Annotated in this window: 16 protein-coding genes and 1 pseudogene; 8 read left to right on the top strand and 9 right to left on the bottom strand. The window is 58.6% G+C overall.

The window, feature by feature from the left end:
• On the bottom strand, positions 1-1,254 hold a 1,254-nt coding region (locus PDO_RS25765; RefSeq protein ID WP_007608674.1), incomplete at its 3' end, for an L-serine ammonia-lyase.
• Between the two features lie 589 nt (positions 1,255-1,843).
• Between PDO_RS25765 and PDO_RS25760 the strand changes: the two genes are divergently transcribed.
• Both PDO_RS25760 and PDO_RS25755 read left to right on the top strand, forming a co-directional pair.
• A complete protein-coding gene (locus PDO_RS25760; protein ID WP_007608670.1) occupies positions 1,844-2,536 on the top strand; it encodes a DUF599 domain-containing protein in 693 nt (230 codons plus the stop codon).
• 136 nt (positions 2,537-2,672) lie between these two features.
• The gene (locus PDO_RS25755; protein WP_192814395.1) at positions 2,673-3,629 is read left to right on the top strand and encodes a heparan-alpha-glucosaminide N-acetyltransferase; all 957 of its coding nucleotides are present in this window, start codon (positions 2,673-2,675) and stop codon (positions 3,627-3,629) included.
• Between the two features lie 83 nt (positions 3,630-3,712).
• On the opposite strand, the gene PDO_RS25750 is transcribed toward PDO_RS25755, so the two are convergent.
• Together PDO_RS25750 and mgtE are read right to left on the bottom strand one after the other, a co-directional pair.
• On the bottom strand, positions 3,713-4,099 hold the full coding sequence (locus PDO_RS25750; protein WP_007608667.1) for a MerR family transcriptional regulator: 387 nt from the start codon (positions 4,097-4,099) through the stop codon (positions 3,713-3,715).
• A gap of 59 nt (positions 4,100-4,158) precedes the next feature.
• Positions 4,159-5,586: a magnesium transporter gene (mgtE, locus tag PDO_RS25745; RefSeq protein WP_007608665.1), complete on the bottom strand. Its 1,428-nt coding sequence runs from the start codon at positions 5,584-5,586 to the stop codon at positions 4,159-4,161.
• 249 nt (positions 5,587-5,835) lie between these two features.
• On the opposite strand from mgtE, the gene PDO_RS25740 reads away from it, so the two are divergent.
• Together PDO_RS25740 and PDO_RS25735 are read left to right on the top strand one after the other, a co-directional pair.
• A complete protein-coding gene (locus PDO_RS25740; protein ID WP_037075598.1) occupies positions 5,836-6,330 on the top strand; it encodes a peptide deformylase in 495 nt (164 codons plus the stop codon).
• A gap of 81 nt (positions 6,331-6,411) precedes the next feature.
• The gene (locus PDO_RS25735; protein ID WP_007608662.1) at positions 6,412-6,924 is read left to right on the top strand and encodes a BON domain-containing protein; all 513 of its coding nucleotides are present in this window, start codon (positions 6,412-6,414) and stop codon (positions 6,922-6,924) included.
• Between the two features lie 497 nt (positions 6,925-7,421).
• On the opposite strand, the gene PDO_RS25730 is transcribed toward PDO_RS25735, so the two are convergent.
• The gene (locus PDO_RS25730) at positions 7,422-7,904 is read right to left on the bottom strand and encodes an Lrp/AsnC family transcriptional regulator (RefSeq protein WP_007608661.1); all 483 of its coding nucleotides are present in this window, start codon (positions 7,902-7,904) and stop codon (positions 7,422-7,424) included.
• 125 nt (positions 7,905-8,029) lie between these two features.
• Here PDO_RS25730 and PDO_RS25725 point away from each other — a divergent pair, with 125 nt between their 5' ends.
• From PDO_RS25725 to PDO_RS25715, 3 genes are all read left to right on the top strand, one after another.
• Positions 8,030-10,432 carry a transketolase-like TK C-terminal-containing protein gene (locus tag PDO_RS25725; RefSeq protein WP_007608660.1) on the top strand — a complete coding sequence of 801 codons (2,403 nt, stop codon included), beginning with the start codon at positions 8,030-8,032 and terminating at the stop codon, positions 10,430-10,432.
• 241 nt (positions 10,433-10,673) lie between these two features.
• Positions 10,674-10,928 carry a type II toxin-antitoxin system ParD family antitoxin gene (locus PDO_RS25720; protein WP_007608659.1) on the top strand — a complete coding sequence of 85 codons (255 nt, stop codon included), beginning with the start codon at positions 10,674-10,676 and terminating at the stop codon, positions 10,926-10,928.
• Positions 10,929-10,954: 26 nt separating this feature from the next.
• Positions 10,955-11,248, top strand: coding sequence for a type II toxin-antitoxin system RelE/ParE family toxin (locus PDO_RS25715; protein ID WP_037075595.1), 294 nt, complete (start codon positions 10,955-10,957; stop codon positions 11,246-11,248).
• Positions 11,249-11,412: 164 nt separating this feature from the next.
• Here the strand turns inward: PDO_RS25715 and PDO_RS25710 are convergent.
• The 4 genes and pseudogenes from PDO_RS25710 to cysT all read right to left on the bottom strand — a co-directional run bounded on the left by PDO_RS25710 (position 11,413) and on the right by cysT (position 16,311).
• Positions 11,413-13,120: pseudogene (locus tag PDO_RS25710) on the bottom strand (adenylate/guanylate cyclase domain-containing protein).
• A 435-nt stretch (positions 13,121-13,555) separates the two neighbouring features.
• A complete protein-coding gene (locus PDO_RS25705; protein ID WP_007608656.1) occupies positions 13,556-14,590 on the bottom strand; it encodes a sulfate/molybdate ABC transporter ATP-binding protein in 1,035 nt (344 codons plus the stop codon).
• 13 nt (positions 14,591-14,603) lie between these two features.
• Positions 14,604-15,467 carry a sulfate ABC transporter permease subunit CysW gene (cysW, locus tag PDO_RS25700; protein WP_007608655.1) on the bottom strand — a complete coding sequence of 288 codons (864 nt, stop codon included), beginning with the start codon at positions 15,465-15,467 and terminating at the stop codon, positions 14,604-14,606.
• Positions 15,457-16,311, bottom strand: a complete 855-nt coding sequence (cysT, locus tag PDO_RS25695) for a sulfate ABC transporter permease subunit CysT (RefSeq protein ID WP_007608654.1) — start codon at positions 16,309-16,311, stop codon at positions 15,457-15,459. The genes cysW and cysT overlap by 11 nt, the downstream gene beginning before the upstream one ends.
• A 278-nt stretch (positions 16,312-16,589) precedes the next feature.
• On the opposite strand from cysT, the gene PDO_RS25690 reads away from it, so the two are divergent.
• Positions 16,590-17,036, top strand: a complete 447-nt coding sequence (locus PDO_RS25690; RefSeq protein WP_007608653.1) for an RrF2 family transcriptional regulator — start codon at positions 16,590-16,592, stop codon at positions 17,034-17,036.
• Between the two features lie 56 nt (positions 17,037-17,092).
• On the opposite strand, the gene PDO_RS25685 is transcribed toward PDO_RS25690, so the two are convergent.
• On the bottom strand, positions 17,093-17,896 hold the full coding sequence (locus PDO_RS25685; RefSeq protein ID WP_037075586.1) for an acyl-CoA dehydrogenase family protein: 804 nt from the start codon (positions 17,894-17,896) through the stop codon (positions 17,093-17,095).
• Positions 17,897-17,931: the final 35 nt, after the last annotated feature.

Below are 17,931 nucleotides of genomic sequence, written 5' to 3'. Positions count from 1 at the left end.
AGCCGTGACCGCCTTGACCGCACCCAGCGCGTTGCGCTCGATGCAGGGCACCTGCACAAGGCCGGCAATCGGATCGCAGGTCATGCCGAGATGATGTTCCAGCGCGATTTCGGCGGCATTCTCGATCTGCTCCGGCGATCCACCCATCACGGCGGCCAAGCCTGCGGCCGCCATTGCCGAGGCCGAGCCGACCTCACCCTGACAGCCGACTTCAGCGCCCGAGATCGAGGCATTGTGCTTGATGATCCCACCGATTGCGGCAGCCGTCAGCAGATAGTCGCGAATACCGTCCTGATCGGCTTCCGGATGGAAATGCAGGTAGTAGCGCACGGTGGCCGGAACCACGCCGGCAGCACCATTGGTCGGCGAGGTCACGACGCGGCCACCGGCGGCATTCTCTTCGTTAACGGCCATCGCATAGACGGACAGCCAGTCATTGGCCAGAAGCGGGTTCTGCCGGTTGCTGCGCCATTCCTCCTGCAGCTTGTCATGGATCGAGCGGGCGCGGCGGCGGACATTGAGCCCGCCCGGCAGCCTGCCGTCCTGTTTCAGCCCGCGATCGATGCAGCCGCTCATCGCGTCCCAGATCCGGTCAAGCCCGGCATCCAGCGTGGCGCGGTCCATCACCGCCTCTTCGTTAGCCCGCTTCATCTGGGCAATGCTCAGCCCGGAGCTTGCCGCCATGGCCAGCATCTCCTTGGCCGAGGCGAAGGGATAAGGCACTTTCTGCGTTGAGGCCGCCTTCTTGTTCTTCTGCATGGCAAGAAGTTCGGTTTCGGTGACGACGAAGCCACCGCCGATGGAGAAATAGACCTGCGTGAGCAGGACGCGACCATCGCGATCCAGCGCCGTCAGCCGCATGGCATTCGCGTGGCCGGGCAGCGGCGTCTTCTTGTCGTAGACGAGATCGTCCTTTGGCTTGAAGCTGTAGCCGGGATGGCCGGGCGGTGTAACACGTCCTGTGCGCTCGACCTCGGCGATGATTTCGTCCATCCGGTCGGGATCGACCTTGTCCGGAGCCTCACCCATCAGGCCGATGATGACTGCATTTCCGGTGCCATGGCCGATGCCGGTATAGGCGAGTGAACCGTGCAGACTGGCCTTCAGCGCGGTCACATGCGCGCCGGCGGGGCGCGGCCATTCGTCGGAAAGAATAAGTTCGAGAAAGCGGTTGGCGGCGGTCATCGGTCCCATCGTATGGGAACTCGAAGGGCCGACCCCGATCTTGAACACGTCGAAAACCGAAAGAAACATGGATCCGTCCTTCTACCCTGCAATTTCCAGAGGCTAGAGGATCGCGTAGCACGAATGCGGGCGAGGATCGACATCGGCTTTCATCGCCGCGACATCGAAGCAAATGAAAATGGCGCTACAAACGCAAACAGCGCGACCCGAAGATCGCGCTGCTGGCAACTAACTGCGTGTGAGCGTCACATGCTGCTGAAAAGATAGGCCAGGCAAAGAACGCCGGCAAACCCCATCAAAGCCCGAAAAGTAACACTCCAGCACGACTTCTGGACACTGCCTTCCATGGAGACTCCAAATGAGAACGCATTGTTGAAAAAAGCTGTCCCCCGACCGCCTTATGACGAACGATCTATTAAAAATCGCGGCCCTTCGCAACCGCAAAAAAGGCAAAAGAATGACGGTTTTTGCGAAGCAGATATGCAATTTGCGCATAGGTACGTGAAATATCAATTACTTGCAACGAAAGTTAGCAAAATGTGCGCGGCTGCGGGCTGCCTCATTTTGGCCCAAAATTCTTTACGGTGGTTAATTTCCGTGGCGCCAGGCGAGCGCTGACGCTAAAGCTGGGGCATAAAATTCAACGCGGAATCGCCCCATGACCGTGATCGACTACAGCGCCATGGCGCTTTTTGTGTTTCTCTGGATGGCTTATGCCTGGATCACCGGACAGAAACGCATCCTGAAGCGGACCAGCCTGACCATGGCGATGGCGGAGCGCCGGCGCGAATGGATCCTCAACTCGCTGACCCGCGATCTGAAGATGATCGATACCCAGATCATGGGTGGGCTGCAGAATGGAACGGCGTTTTTCGCTTCGACGACGATCTTTGCCATTGGCGGCTGTTTTGCCCTGCTCGGCGCAACCGAGCAGGTCGACGCCATCATCAAGGACATTCCCTATATCGTCCAGGGAGGCCGCGCAGCCTTCGAGATGAAAGTCAGTGGGCTGATCGCACTGTTTGCCTATTCCTTCTTCAAGTTCGGCTGGTCCTATCGGCTGTTCAACTATTGCACCATTCTGTTCGGCACCATTCCGATGATGGCAGAGGCCGAGAAAGATCCGGCCAGGTCCCGCGAGGCGGCCGAAATCACCATCCGCATGAACATTATCGCCGCAAGCCACTTCAATGCCGGTCTGCGCGCGATCTTCTATTCGATCGGCTATCTCGGCTGGTTCGTAAGCCCCTACATTTTCATGCTGACGACGGTGCTTGTCTTCATCGTATTGCTGCGCCGGCAATTCTTCTCGGAGGCGCGGTTGGCGCTGTTGAGCGACAGGGAACGGTAAGAGACCCCGGAGCAGAGCCAGGATCGTTGCCGATGTACAGTCATGAAAACGCCGCCTTTGACGGCTTTGCCACGGTCACCGCGCTTTCAGAATGTCAGCGCTGACTATCGAATCGGAAGGACGCAACGTGGCGGAGATGAACAGCGCTGGAGTGGCACCGGTGATGCACCGGCTGTTGTGGCTCGATGCCATAAGGGGCATAGCGCTGATCGCCATGGCGACCTACCACTTCTCCTGGGATCTCGAGTTCTTTGGCTATCTGGCGCCCGGAACATCGACGGAAGGCTTCCTGCGCCTCTACGCACGGATGATCGCGTCCAGCTTTCTCTTTCTCGCCGGATTCAGTCTTGTGCTCGCCCACCATCCGCAATTGAAGCTGCAAGCGTTCCTGAAGCGCCTGGCGGTGATCGTTGCCGCGGCTCTGGCGATTTCGGCGGCCACGTGGTGGTTCGTTCCAGACGGCTGGATCTTCTTCGGTATCCTGCATTGCATCGCCACGGCCAGCGTCATCGGCTTGCTGTTTCTGCGTCTGCCACCCGTTCTGACGCTGACCGCCGCGATCGGCGCCTTCGCCCTACCGAACCTGTGGCGCTCGGCAATTTTCGATGCGCCCGTGCTGTGGTTTGTCGGCCTGTCACAAAATCTGCCGCGCTCGAACGACTACGTTCCGCTTCTGCCCTGGCTTGGCGCACTGCTCTGCGGTGTCGCCGTTGCCCGCATCCTGCACGATCGCAACGGATTTGCCAGGCTCGCCAAATTGCCCGCTGGACCGGCATGGCTGCGTTGGGGCGGTCGCCACAGCCTGATCATCTATCTGCTGCATCAGCCGATCCTGTTTGCCCTTGTCTATGGCATGTCGCTTGTCGTGCCGGCGGCAAAACCCGATCCGGCCATCACCTATATCAACAGCTGCGAAAGCGGCTGCCAGGGAGAGGGAAGCAGCCAGGCCGTATGCCAGCGCTTCTGCGGCTGTACCCTGGAGCGCCTGCAACAGCAGTCGTTGCTCGAACCGCTCCAGTCTGGCGCAATCCTGCCCGATCAGGACGAGCGCATCCTGAAGCTTGCAGGTGAGTGTTCGACCACGAGTCAGTGACGATCGCTAAACGAATGCCTGGCGCTAAAGAATGTCTGGTTCCTGATACCCGACCTGATTGCGGTCACCGCGACAAGTGCACGCTAGCTGCCCACGCCGATTTCCACCAAGCGAGTCAGGCAGGCCTCCTCGGCATGATTGAGCTCAGCCAGCGTCTCGTCGATGTCGCGGCGCTTCTGGCGCAGCTCTTCGCGTTTTTCGTCGATGCGCTTCATCATCAGCTTCAGCTGACCGATTTCGCCCGGCGGTTCCTTGTAGACATGGACGATCTCGCGGATCTCGGCGATGGTGAAACCGATACGGCGGCCTCGCAGGATCTCCTGAAGCAGACGGCGATCCGCCGAGCGGTAGAGACGAGTTCTCCCGCGCCGCTCGGGATGAAGCAGGCCCTCATCCTCGTAGAAGCGTAGAGTGCGCGTCGACACGCCGAATTCCCGTGTCAGCTCGGTGATGCTATAAAACTTCTTCACATGCGTTCCTGTTCAATCAAGAACCGGCAGCATATTTACATTTACGTAAAAGTCAATTTTTAGCTGCCGATTCCGATGCCGAACCACCATGTGGCGAGACCGAGGAAGCTGAAAAAGCCGGTCGTATCGGTGATCGCGGTGACAAAGACGGCGGAAGACACCGCCGGGTCGGCGCCGGCCCGCACCAGAAGAATGGGGATGGTAATCCCCGCCATGGCGGCGGCAAACATGTTGATCAGCATGGCGGCGGTAATCAGACCGCCGATATGGATGTTCTGGAACCAGATCGCCGCGACCGTGCCGACCAGACAGCCGAACAAGACGCCGTTGATCAGCCCGACCCCCGCTTCACGACGCACGACGCGCCACGCATTGTGGATGTCAAGATCGCGCGTTGCCAGCGCCCGGACGGTGACGGTCATGGTCTGGGACCCTGCATTGCCACCCATGCCGGCAACGATCGGCATCAGGATGGCCAGCGCCACTACCTGTTCGATGCTCGCCTCGAACAGCGAGATGACAGAGGCCGAGACAAAGGCGGTGAACAGGTTGACCGCAAGCCATGGCACGCGTGAGCGCGACGTTTCCGCCACACTGTCTGACAGCTCTTCATCGCCGACGCCGCCGAGGCGCATCAGGTCCTCCTCGGCCTCCTCCTGGATGACGTCGACCACGTCGTCGATGGTCAGCACGCCGACCAGCCGACCGCTCTCGTCGACGACAGCCGCCGACAGAAGGTCGTATTGCTCGAACAGCTGCGCCGCCTCTTCCTGGTCCATTTCGGCCGGGATCGGATGGTTGGTCTCGCGCATGATGGTCTCGATCTTGACCTGCCGCTTGGTGCGCAGGATCCGGTCGAGATCGATGACACCGAGCAGCTTGAAGGTCGGATCGATGACGAAGATCTGGGTGAAGCTTTCCGGCAGTCCCTCTTCGTCGCGCATGTAGTCGATCGTCTGGCCGACCGTCCAGAACGGCGGCACGGCGACGAATTCGGTCTGCATGCGCCGGCCGGCCGAGCTTTCCGGATATTCGAGCGCACGGCGCAGGCGGACCCGCTCGGTGAACGGCAGCTGCTCCAGGATCTCGTCGCGGTCTTCCTGGTCAAGGTCCTCGAGAATGTAGACGGCATCGTCCGAATCGAGATCGCCGATGGCGGCTGCGATCTGGGCGTTCGGCAGGTGTCCGACGATCTGCAGGCGAATGGTCTCGTCGACCTCGGTCAGCGCCGTCATGTCGAAATCGTCGCCGAGCAGCCGCACAAGCGCGATGCGTTGATCCGGCTGGATCGCCTCGATCAGGTCGCCGAGTTCCGATTCGTGCAGTCGGGCAACATGCTGGCGCAGAAACAGCAGATCACGATCGGCGATCGCGGCCCCGACGATCGCCAGAAAGTCCAGCCGGATTGAGCCATCGTCGCCGTAGATGTCCTCATGCACCTCTTCCGGCGTCGGGCGGATGCGGATGTCGTCCTCGTTGTCCGTCATTCAAGCACCCTCGCCCGATTCTGGTGTGCCGCGCCCGGCCGCCGAAGAATGCCGGCAAAAAAGGCATTGTCAACAACCGGATAGCGATTTGACCTCGCCCGGATGTGCAAATGCGAAGGCTCCCTGCTAACCTATTGCCGCAGTCCGGTCGAGTCCCGCCTTGACGGATCGCTGGGCCGGCCAGAGCCCGGCCAAGCCCGCCACAGCCAAGGGTCGCAGACGACCCGAAACGCGAGATACCAGACCACCGTGCCAGTACTTTCCATCCGCCGCTATCCCGATCCCGCCCTGAAAAGCCGCTGCACCGAAGTCACAGTCTTCGATGCCGGACTGAAGGCGCTGGCAGACGACCTCCATGCCGCGATGACGGCAGCGCCGGGCGTCGGCATAACTGCCGCCCATTGCGGCATCCTTCAGCGCCTCGTCTTGCTTGACTTGGCCGAACTCGGCGGCCGGCGCGACTATGTCAATCCAGAGCTTGTGTCGGTGTCGGAAGAGACCATGGAACACACCGAGGGCAGCGTCTCGATGCCGGGCATGACCGATACGCTGGTTCGCCCGCGCAAGGTCGACATTCGCTACCGGACACTCGGCGGCGTGGAAATGCGCGAGACACTTGAAGGCTTTGCCGCCATCTGCATGCAGCACGAGATCGACCAACTCGACGGCATATTCTGGATCCAGCGATTGTCGCGCCTGAAACGCGAGCGTCTGTTGAAGAAGTGGGACAAACAGGCGCGCTGATACGTAGTCCGACAGGAAGTCGGCGAACAAAGCCGGCTCCCGTGCGTTTGGCCTCAACCAGCCACGCGAAGGAGCAGATCCATGGCCAAGGACCGCAGCACGACCGAATTTTCCCGCGAAGATGACTACCGCGACTATGAGCAGCGCAATATCGACAATGGCTGGCCCTATGCCGACGGCGCAGGCGCTGCGGCGGAACCGGTGGAAAACCATGGCTATGGCGAGACGGCCGCGAATTTCGACCGTGATCGCAACAAGGGCTTTGGTGTCAGTTCCGTTGAGGCCAACGGCTTGCAAAGGGCGCCCGCAACCCCTGCCCTGCCGGATGAAGATTACGGTGGCGACGACGACCAGCTCGAATCAGACATCGATGCAGCACTGGCCGATCTCGATGAAACCACGCTGGCCGGGATCGACATTCAGGTTGACGGGCAGATCGACGGCCATCTGGTGACGCTGCGCGGTGCGGTCGATACGGCCGAAGAACGCCGGCTGGTCGAACTGAAAGTACTCGCAATCGACGGCGTCAACGCCGTGCACAACCACATCACCACGCTCGGCATCGACAGTCACATTCCGAGCGATACAGAGTGAAATCAAGCTACAATGCGAAACATTCTCTGCGGCTAGGTAGTTGATCGTGCCGCAGAAAACAAAAAACCCGGCCAAATGGCCGGGCTTTTTTTGGTGCGGTCGAGAAGACTAAGAAAAAGGCGGAAGAGCCTTTTTTTCTGGCACAATACTGTCCCAGGGTGTTGGTAAGTGATGACGTTAGAAATCAACCGGTTATTTGATGGATGTCCCACAAATTGTGCACAGAATTCAGCACCTGTGGATAACAGCTCTCTCATGGCTTCGATTATTGATTTTTAGGATGATGTGAGCCGCCATTCCTGGCGTCGCGCTATCTAAACCGGCGCAACAAGCTACATGTAAAAAAATTACCGACTTAGGTTGGATCAAGGTGGAATGTGCGTAAAACGCGGATTCGCTGCACCGAAAGATCAACACACTTTCAAGCCATTCATTCCCAATCCGGCACTTCGAACGCGCAAATACGCGTATCCCACTAGTCGATCCTCTTCTCCGTGCTATTTCCGAAGATGCGTGGTTGGCAGTGCGGTCGTATACTTGACCTGCCCCAAGGCAAAGCTTGATCGGATGTTGGATACGCAGGGAATGGTCGTCAGCCGGTCAATGACGAGCGCCTGGTATTTCCTTAGATCCTCGACGACGACACGAAGAAGATAGTCCGATTCACCGGTCATCAGATAACATTCCATGACTTCCGGCATGGACCGCACCGCCTCGTCGAAGATGTCGAGCGATGCTCTGTCCTGCTGCTTCAGCGAGATATGGACGAAGACGTTGACGGCGAGACCGAGGGATTGCGCATCCACCAGCGCAACTGTCCCCTTGATCACGCCGCCTTCTTTCAGGTCATTGACACGCCGCCAGCATGGGGACGCCGACAGACCGGTCGCGGCCGCGAGTTCTGCCGTGCTGAGTTCGGCATTGTTCTGCAGGAGATCCAGAAGCTTCAACGTGGCAGGGTCATAGCTGACAACAGGCATGAAATTTCCACTTTCCCAATTCATTCGGCAAATCTTGCCGAAAAATGAGCGAATAGCAAGTGAGATAGACCAGAAAATCCGCATTGGGGGTGATAGCATTTCACTGCTTTTGGGGAGGAACAAAGATGAAATCGAGCCTGTCTGAGGAAAAGCTTGAGATCCTGAAGGATCTTGAACGCCAGGTGCTTTGGCATGCCTGCTGGATGATCCACAACGCCAACCACATCCGCGAAAAGGGCGAGGTCAAGGTGGGCGGCCACCAGGCGTCTTCGGCCTCGATGGTGTCGATCATGACGGCCCTCTATTTCCACATCCTGAAACCGGAGGATCGGATCGCGGTCAAGCCACACGCGTCCCCGGTCTTTCATGCGATCCAATATTTGATGGGCAATCAGAGCCGAGAAAAGCTCATCAACTTTCGCGGTTTTGGCGGCGCCCAATCCTACCCGAGCCGCACTAAGGATGGTGACGACGTCGATTTCTCCACCGGCTCGGTCGGCTTGGGCGTGGCGATCACGGCCTTTGCCTCGATCATCCAGGACTATATCGAAGCCAAATCCTTTTCGTCGCCGCGCCCTACGGGTCGCATGATCGCGCTTGTCGGAGATGCCGAACTGGATGAAGGCAATATCTATGAATGCCTGCAAGAGGGCTGGAAACATGACCTCCGCAACACCTGGTGGATCATCGACTACAACAGGCAGAGCCTTGACGGCGTGGTGCGCGAGGGGCTGTGGCAGCGCGTGCAGGCCATCTTCGCGGCGTTCGGCTGGGAGGTGAAAATCCTGAAATACGGCGCCTTGCAGGAGGCCGCCTTTCGCGAGCCCGGCGGCCCGGCGGTGCGCGAGTGGATCGACCGCTGCCCCAACCAGCTCTATTCGGCCCTCGCCTTTCAAGGGGGAGCGGCATGGCGAAAGCGCCTGACCGACGAGATCGGCGACCAGGGCGAGGTCACGCGGCTGATCGAGCGGCGCACGGATGCGGAACTGTCCGAGCTGATGAACAATCTCGGCGGCCATTGCATCGAAACGCTGACGCAGACGTTCGAGGGCATCGATCATGATCGGCCGACGGTGTTTCTGGCCTATACGATCAAGGGTTGGGGCACGCCGCTTGCCGGCCACAAGGACAATCACGCCGGCCTGATGACCAAAGCCCAGATGGAGGAGTTCCAGAGCCGCATCGGCGTTGCTGCCGGCCAGGAATGTGAGGAGTTCGGCGCTATCACGAATGCATCGGCGGTCAAGGCCTATCTCAGGACCGTGCCCTTCTTTGCCCAGGGCATGCGCCGCTACGCCGCCGCTCGTGTAGCATCGCCGGGGCCGGTCTTCCTGGAGGATCGCGAACTTTCAACACAGACGGGCTTCGGCAAAATTCTGGACGCGATCGCAAGGCACGATGACGAGCTCTCCAACAGGATCATCACGACAGCACCGGATGTCACCGTTTCCACCAATCTCGGTCCGTGGGTCAACCGGCGGGGGCTGTTTGCACGTGACGGGCGGGCGGATACTTTCCAGGACGAGAAAGTCGCCTCGACCCAGAAATGGTCCTTCGGACCCATGGGACAGCATATCGAACTCGGTATCGCGGAAATGAACCTTTTCCTGCTGCTCGGTGCAGCCGGGCTGTCTCATTCGCTGTTCGGGGAAAGGCTCATCCCGATCGGCACCGTCTATGATCCTTTCGTTGCCCGTGGTCTCGATGCGCTGAACTACGCCTGTTATCAGGACGCCCGCTTCATGATTGTCGGCACGCCATCGGGCGTGACGCTGGCCCCGGAGGGCGGCGCCCACCAGTCCATCGGGCAGCAATTGATCGGCATGAGCCAGGACGGGTTGGCGAGCTTCGAACCGGCCTATCTGGACGAACTCTCTGTGATCATGGACTGGTCGTTCGACTACATGCAGCGGGAAGGCAAAGGTGGGCACGACCCGCGGACTTGGCTGCGGGACGAAGCCGGCGGGTCGGTCTATCTGCGATTGACGACCCGGCCGCTGGAACAGCCAGTGCGCCGAGACAGCGATGCGTTTCGTCAAGGCGTCGTCGATGGCGCCTACTGGCTTCGTGAACCGCAATTGAATACCTCTCTGGTCCTGGCCTATCAGGGCTGCGTTGCGCCGGAAGTACTGACGGCTGCCGGCCGGCTGGCGGAACGGCATCGCGACGTGGCAGTATTGGCGGTTACGTCGACTGACCGGCTCAATGCCGGCTGGACGGCAGCACAGCGTGCCAGACGGCACGGATATCCTGCCGCCCGCAGCCACGTGGAAAACCTGCTCGCCACCCTGCCCCAGCATGCCCATATGATAACCGTCACGGACGGTCATCCGGCAACACTCGGTTGGCTCGGTTCGGTTCGTGGTCATGGGCTGACCAGCCTCGGCGTCGAGCATTTCGGCCAGACCGGTACGATAGCCGACCTCTACGCGCATTTCGGCATCGATACCACCTCGATCATCGAAGCAGCGGAGGCGGCCGTTCGGCACAGCCATCGGTATACGGCCGGATCATTGATTGTCGCCTGAGGTAAGACAATTTTTGATTTCGCCGTGATCCGCTCACGCCTGAAATGGTTCTTTACCGCCAACGTACTAAGTCAAAATGGGTAGGACTGTGACAACTTGAACAGATCGTTGGGACGGCTGGGACTGAACGGACAATCAATCGGTTGCCTGCGTTGTGTACTGCTCCGAATGCAATAGTCATCACTTGCGCACGGTATGCTAATCGCATTCCCTTGCCGCGGTACATCGGAGGCTGGAAACTATGGCGACGGTCGAGAAAATTACGATTGCACTGACATCAGAAATGGCGGGCTTTGTGCGAAGCGCGGTCGATGCCAGCGAATATGCATCGACGAGTGAAGCCATCCGTGATGCCGTCCGCGAGTGGAAGAAGCGTCGTGATTTGCTCGGCTACACTGTCGAGGATCTGCGAGCGCTCGTGCAGGAGGGCATCGAAAGCGGCCCAAGTTCGCGTACCACAATGGCAGAGGTAAAAGCTGCCGCCCGCGAACGATGAGGTTCTTCACGACACGAACTCTAACCATGCTTCCAGTTATCATAACCAATCGCGCGGATGAGGACCTGATCGAGATATGGTGCTACATAGCCATTAGCAACATAACTGTTGCTGACCGTGTTCTTGACGCGATTGAAGCACGCTGGGACAATCTCGCCCGACACCCCTATTCGGTAGTTGCGCGCGACGATATCGCGCCCGGCGTTCGGCATCTCGTCTCAGGTGATTATCTGACTCTTTACCGGCTCAATGGCAGTGCCATTGAAATCGTCCGCCTCCTGCACAGGCGCCAAAAGATATCCTCGAAAGATATCTTATAAGCGGCGGGTGTCGAGTTTCAGCAGAATTTGATCCAGTTTTTTGTTCCGCGTTAATCCACCAAACTCATTGCAATCAATTGTCTGCAAACACCCTTTCGCAGTCTGACCGGATCACCGCGAAATGGAAAAGTGGCTTAATCCTACGCGACAAACAACACCCGCTGTCACATCTCCGGCAGACCGGCCTTGCGGAAGCCGTCAACAAAGTGGTCTCGTACAGATGTATCGCGTAGCGGCTGGGAGCTGAGCCAGTGGTTGATCGTGAAATGAGGGTGGGCGATCAGGAACAAGTCTGCTTCTCGCCGCGCCTCCTCACGGTGGCCCAGCTGCGCAAGCGCAGCAGCCAGAAATTTGCGTGAATTGGTACGATACGTGTCTTCCCTGCGCAGGGTCGCGGCTGCCGCCTGATAATCGCGCGCGGCGTATTGCGCTTGCCCCAGATGACAAAGATACCAGCAGGTTGGATGGGGATTGAGCCGCAGAGTCTTTTTCGATCTGCTTCAGTCCGTCGGCAACCCTGCCGTCCAGCACGGAAATGTCAGACATGGCGGCCCAGGTGTCGGCATGGTTGGGGTCCAGCTCCAGGGCCTTGGCGAAGGCGGCCTCCGATTCCTCCCATCGCCGCTCATAAGCCAAGATCGTCCCCAGAATGTAACGGCAGCCGGCATCATTGGGATCCAGGCCGACCGCCTGCCGTGCAAACGTCGTCGCCATCCGACGGTTGGGATCTTCGGGATCGCCGAAATGAGTCCAGGCAAGCCAACGGTTGTAGGCGAGCAGACCGAGCGCCTCGGCATATGATGGTTCGAGCTCAACCGCACGTTGGAGCAGCATATAGGCCTCACGTCCGGTTTGCGGCGACTCTTCCGTCAGGCGGCGGGCGCGCACACACAGATCGTACGCCTCTAGGTTCTTCGGCCGATTGCGCTGCTTCGGGATGGTCAGCCGGCCGACGAGGGCTTCAACAATCTTGGCGTTAACTTCATCCTGTAATTCGAAAACATCTTCCATCGTTCTGTCAAACCGGTCGGCCCACAAGTGCTGACCACCAAGCGCGTCGATCAATTGGGCATTGATGCGGACACGGCCCATAGCACGTCTGGCGCTCCCCTCCAGCACATAGCGGACGCCGAGTTCCTGAGCGACCAGCCGCACGTCAACCGGCTTGGCCTTGTAACCGGACACGGAATTGCGCGCGATGACGAACAGGCCAGCCGTACGGGAAAGGTCGGTGATCAGGTCTTCGGTCAAGCCGTCGACGAAAGGTGCATCCGTTTCATCCCCACTCATATTCGTGAACGGCAATACAGCGATCGAGGGACATTCGGGCAGCGGCAATATGCTCTGCAGTGCATCCGGCCAATGCCACACGTGGACAGGGCGAGTGAGGTTCTTCAGGTAGCGTTCGCCTGCATCAAAGAACCGGTCGCCGACCTTGCCGACGATCTCGCCGTGAACTTTGTCTGAAATGCAGATACCTCCCGGCGCGGCCTGCGTCTGGAGGCGCGCCGCAACATTGACGCCGTCGCCGAGGACGTCTGAACCGTCGTCAATGACATCTCCCATATTGACGCCGACGCGCAAAAGCAGGCGCTGGTCTCCGGAAGCCTCCACAGCAGTGGTGGCCCGTTGCATTTCCATCGCTGCTGTGACTGCATCCACCGCGCTACCGAATTCGATTAAGAATCCGTCGCCCATGACCTTGAAGATACGACCGTGGTGGCGGACTACCACAGGCTCGATAACGCCAGAACGGAGTTCCCTGAGGTTCGCCAGCGTTGCAACTTCATCAGCCTCCATCAGGCGCGAATATCCCACGACATCGGCTACGACGATGGCAGCAAGGCGACGATGAAGAGATTGATCCGTCATGTGAGGACAAGCCTAACGAACGAATTAGCAGGATATTGTTCAACCGCGGGTGAGTCAACAAGTGGCAGGAGGTGGCGTCACAGGCGATCTCCACCTCCTTGAGCCGTCATCCTTCTTTGTGACCGACGACGTTGAGGTGGACGATACTGAAATAAGTATCGACGGAAAGCGGTCGGTTCCTGAACGACTGGTGGGGAGACAGACACTGCAACGGCGTTAAGTCCGCATTTCTGGTAAACCCGACGCGGCCAGTCTTCTTCCGGCCCCCTAAGGCGACACTTGCTTCCCCTGGAAGCACCAATCCAAAACATTGAGAAATAGTGGCACTTGGTACACGAAGTCTCGAATATCGAATTGTTTTAAAAAGGAAATTCGCGCCGATCCGTCCAGTCGATCACTCGCAATACGCCTTAAAGACGCCAAGGAGCGATGGGCCTAGCGGAAGATCCGCCACTTCGTTGGCTTGAACCGCAGCGGCGCGCCCATAGCGACTTCGGCACTCAAGGGTATCTCAATCTCGATGTGATGCGCCGGCCCCTCACCTGAGACGTCGAGTTCAGCGATGCGTGTGCCCGCCAGACGGCGCTGCGCCGTGACCGTGCCAACGATGCTGCCGGGATCGTCGGAGAGTAAGACATCCTGAGGGCGGAAGTAGAGTTGCCCCTCACCAGCAGGTTCATTGCCTGCGGATGCAATAGTCGCTCCCTCGAAGACGACGTTGCCATCCCGCACCTTAATCGGCAGGTGCGACGATTCTCCGATGAAAGAAAATACGAACGCCGAATTCGGCCGGTCGTAGACGTCGTCGGCCGAGCCGACTTGCTCGACCTTGCCCTGGCTCATGACGACGACGCGGTCGGCAAGCTCGAGCGCCTCTTCCTGGTCATGCGTCACGAAGAAAGTGGTGTGACCCGTACGGTCGTGGAATTCGCGAAGCCAGCGCCTGAGATCCTTACGAACCTTGGCATCGAGCGCACCGAATGGTTCGTCGAGCAACAAAACCGATGGCTCAATCGCCATGGCACGGGCCAGTGCCACGCGCTGGCGCTGGCCGCCGGAGAGCTGGGCAGGATAGCGCTTGTCGAGCCCCTCGAGCTGAACCATGGCAAGGAGATCGCCTACTCGCTTCTTGATCTCCACGTTCGATGGTCGTGTTGCCTTGGGCCGAACGCGCAGACCAAAGCCGATATTCTCGGCAACGGTCATGTGCTTGAACAGCGCATAATGCTGGAAGACGAACCCGACATATCGTTCCTGCACCGTCTTGAGGGAGGCATCCTCGGCTCCGAAGAAGATCTGTCCCCCGGTCGGCTGCTCAAGCCCGGCGATCAGGCGCAGCAGCGTCGTCTTTCCGGAACCGGAGGGCCCGAGAAGGGCAATTAGCTCACCGGTTCTGACGGAAAGGGATACATCATTAAGTGCCGGAAACTGTCCGAACTCTTTTCTGATGTTCTTGATCACGACTTCCATGGAGAGAAACCTTTCAGTGCTTACGAGTGCCGGAAAGTTCGGCACTGTAGCGGATCTCGAGGATCGTCTTGAGCGCAAGTGTCACCAGCGCGAGGAGAGCCAAGAGCGTCGATACGGCGAACGCTGCGACAAAGTTGTATTCGTTATAAAGAACCTCGACATGCAACGGCATGGTCTCGGTGAGGCCGCGAATATGGCCAGAGACGACGGAGACGGCTCCAAACTCCCCCATAGCGCGGGCATTGCAGAGCAGGACGCCGTAGAGCAGGGCCCATTTGATATTCGGCAGCGTCACGTACCGGAAAGTCTGCCAGCCGGAAGCTCCAAGCGAAAGCGCGGCTTCCTCGTCACCTGTCCCCTGTTCCTGCATCAGCGGGATCAGCTCGCGCGCCACGAATGGGAATGTCACAAAGACTGTCGCAAGCACGATCCCGGGGATCGCGAAGAGCACCTCGATGCCCCAGGATTTCAGGATCGGTCCCAAGACGCTGTTGGCGCCGAACAGCAGGACGTAAACGAGGCCTGAAATGACCGGCGAGATCGAGAATGGCAAATCGATCAGCGTCGTCAGGAAAGATTTTCCGCGAAACTCGAATTTGGCGATCGCCCAGGCGGCAGCAACGCCGAAGACCAGATTGAGCGGAACCGCGATCGCCGCAACCGTCAGGGTCAACCGGATGGCAGACATCGTGTCAGGCTCGACAAGCGCTTCGAAAAAGGCCGGCACCCCGCGGCGGAACGCCTCTATGAAGACCAGAAGCAGTGGTAGGAGCAGGATCACGGCCATGAAGGCCACGGCAATCGCAATTAGGACAAAACGCGCAAACGGCGACTCAGTCGCGGGATCGCGAAACCGGTTGTGCAGGTCAGCGGACATTGGCGAACCTCCGGCGGCTCCAAGCCTGCAGCAGGTTGACCAGGAACAGCATTGCAAACGAGATGACAAGCATGATGGCCGCAATGGCGGTCGCGCCTGCGTAGTTGAATTCTTCCAAACGAATCACGATTAGGAGTGGCGCGATTTCGGACACATAAGGGATGTTGCCGGCGATGAAGATGACGGAGCCATACTCGCCTACGGCGCGGGCGAAGGCGAGCGCAAAACCGGTAAGAATGGCAGGAAGCAACGTCGGCAACACAACCATACGAACGGTCTGGAATCGGTTGGCGCCGAGCGTGGCCGCCGCCTCTTCAGTCTCCCGTTCGATCTCCTCCATGACAGGCTGCACGGTACGGACAACGAAAGGAAGCCCGATGAAGATGAGCGCAATGACGATACCTGCGGGTGTAAAGGCGATCTTAATACCGAGCGGCGCGAACAGAGATCCGATCCAGCCGTTGTTGGCGTAAAGTGCGGCGAGAGCGATACCGGCCACGGCAGTCGGCAGAGCGAACGGCAGGTCGACCACGGCATCCAGCAATCTGCGCCCCGGGAAATCGTATCGAATGAGAACCCAGGCCACGAGGACGCCGAAGACCACATTAACGAGTGCTGCGATGAGGGCGGCGCCGAAGGAAATTCTAAGCGCAAGGAGAGTGCGCTCGTCCATCAGGATGGCAATGAACTCGCCGAACCCGAGCGAACTCGCCCGGATCACGAGGGCCGCGAGCGGAATCAGGATGATTAGGGTGAGGTAAGCAAGCGTGTACCCGATCGTCAAACCAAACCCGGGCAATATGCTTGGCTGCAGCCAATTGTCTCTGCTCAAGCTATTCTTCATTCGCATCTCCCCGGAGCAGCAGTCGCAGCACTACTCCGCCATACATAGCGAGCGCAAAGGCTGAAGAAAGGAAAAATCAACCATTCATGGCTCATTCAATAGAATGAATGGCCGTAGAGCCTGTTGGCTGATCGACCATTTTGCAACGCGTCAGCTAAAAAAGCCTGGAGCTATCGCAAATTCCGACTGGAAGCCTTGAGAAGCAATCCGGTAAAAACTATTTACTAACTAGGAAATGTTAGTCTCCCCCTACCGCACGCGAACCTCCAGGCATCAGAATGCTCACAAAAAAAGGCAAGTACGGACTGAAGGCTCTGGTTGACCTTGCTCGACTGGCGCCAGGCGAAACCGCATTCGTCACAGAAATTGCTGTCCGCAACAACATCCCGAAGAAGTTTCTCGACACTATTCTTCTGGAACTGCGCAACACCGGCATTCTGCGATCCAAAAAGGGTCCGAATGGGGGGTACTCCCTGTCAAAGCCGGCCACAGAAATCAAAATTGGCCAGGTGATACGTGCCCTTGATGGGCCGCTCGCACCGATCAGATGCGCCAGCCGAACGGCGTTTGAGGCCTGTGAAGATTGTGCTGACCCGGAAACCTGTCAGGTTCGACTGTCCATGACAGAAGTTCGTGATGCCATCGCGACGATTCTGGACACCATGTCGCTCGAGGAGTTCGTCGACAAGGAAAACCATGCAGCGGAGTTGATCGCGGGCGAGTGATCGCACTTTGCCTATCGTGAATGGCATCCTGCAACCAATTCACGCTTGGCAAACGGCTAAACGCCGTTTGCCCTTCGGTTGAGATCTTGCAAGGCGACGACAGATCGACTGAGACCGGCTACGTCTACACTGGTAGAGCCGACTTGTAATCCGTCGATGGTTCCGGAGACCCGCGCAATCATCGCGCTTAATAGCTCCGCGAAAATCGCTTGCTGTCCGATATACTCCGGTTCAGGAGCCCTCCCCGCCGGAGACATAAGTCCTCCCAGTTTTATCGACGCCTCCAATAGGACCTCAACCGCTCGGGCGATTGGCTCGGCATCTGGAGCGAGCACCAGCACGTTGTCGCCCGGCAGATGCAAACCAGCACCAATGTCGACCACATCCATCAAGCTTGCAGATACGACTGCAATTCCACGCCTCGAACGCTCGTCGATCATCGGCAGAACAGTCCAGTCTTGACGCAGTTGGGGAAGAAGATTATCCGGCAAGGCTAGTTTAAGACCGATCCCATCGGCTGCGCTGACCACATCCGGGAATGCAAAACCAACATGCGCAAACCGCTCCCCGATAAGGACGCGATTGTAGATCCCGCGCCTCTGCTCGGAAGTGCCCGATGACCTGATCAGTTCGATGGCGACGAAGTGCGAAAGGGCTCCGAGAGCCGCATCTGGGGACTGACGCGTGATCGCAGTGACCAGATCCGCAATCAACTCGTTCGGAAGATCGGCGCCTCCGAAATCGCTTGGCACGGAGATGGCCAAAAGCCCTTTCTTCGCGGCAACATCCAGCAGTTCAGTGTCCCCGCCTAAGGCGGACAGTTCCTGGATTGCACTACGTGCTTGATCATCTGATACCAACTGCTGGCGGGACGGTCCGAAGCTTGTCGTTCAAC

The sequence above is a fragment of the Rhizobium sp. PDO1-076 genome, assembly GCF_000247475.1.
Lineage (GTDB): Bacteria > Pseudomonadota > Alphaproteobacteria > Rhizobiales > Rhizobiaceae > Allorhizobium.
The sequence above is the reverse complement of the archived record's forward strand: the minus strand, read 5'-3'. Positions and strand labels throughout refer to the sequence as shown.

Excerpts from the sequence above, each read along its gene's own strand:
- PDO_RS25760 (WP_007608670.1), top strand. The coding sequence starts at position 1,844 with ATGACCGTGATCGACTACAGCGCCATGGCGCTTTTTGTGTTTCTCTGG.
- PDO_RS25755 (WP_192814395.1), top strand. The coding sequence starts at position 2,673 with ATGAACAGCGCTGGAGTGGCACCGGTGATGCACCGGCTGTTGTGGCTC.
- mgtE (WP_007608665.1), bottom strand. The coding sequence starts at position 5,586 with ATGACGGACAACGAGGACGACATCCGCATCCGCCCGACGCCGGAAGAG.
- PDO_RS25735 (WP_007608662.1), top strand. The coding sequence starts at position 6,412 with ATGGCCAAGGACCGCAGCACGACCGAATTTTCCCGCGAAGATGACTAC.
- PDO_RS25730 (WP_007608661.1), bottom strand. The coding sequence starts at position 7,904 with ATGCCTGTTGTCAGCTATGACCCTGCCACGTTGAAGCTTCTGGATCTC.
- PDO_RS25725 (WP_007608660.1), top strand. The coding sequence starts at position 8,030 with ATGAAATCGAGCCTGTCTGAGGAAAAGCTTGAGATCCTGAAGGATCTT.
- PDO_RS25720 (WP_007608659.1), top strand. The coding sequence starts at position 10,674 with ATGGCGACGGTCGAGAAAATTACGATTGCACTGACATCAGAAATGGCG.
- PDO_RS25715 (WP_037075595.1), top strand. The coding sequence starts at position 10,955 with ATGCTTCCAGTTATCATAACCAATCGCGCGGATGAGGACCTGATCGAG.
- PDO_RS25705 (WP_007608656.1), bottom strand. The coding sequence starts at position 14,590 with ATGGAAGTCGTGATCAAGAACATCAGAAAAGAGTTCGGACAGTTTCCG.
- cysW (WP_007608655.1), bottom strand. The coding sequence starts at position 15,467 with ATGTCCGCTGACCTGCACAACCGGTTTCGCGATCCCGCGACTGAGTCG.
- cysT (WP_007608654.1), bottom strand. The coding sequence starts at position 16,311 with ATGAAGAATAGCTTGAGCAGAGACAATTGGCTGCAGCCAAGCATATTG.
- PDO_RS25690 (WP_007608653.1), top strand. The coding sequence starts at position 16,590 with ATGCTCACAAAAAAAGGCAAGTACGGACTGAAGGCTCTGGTTGACCTT.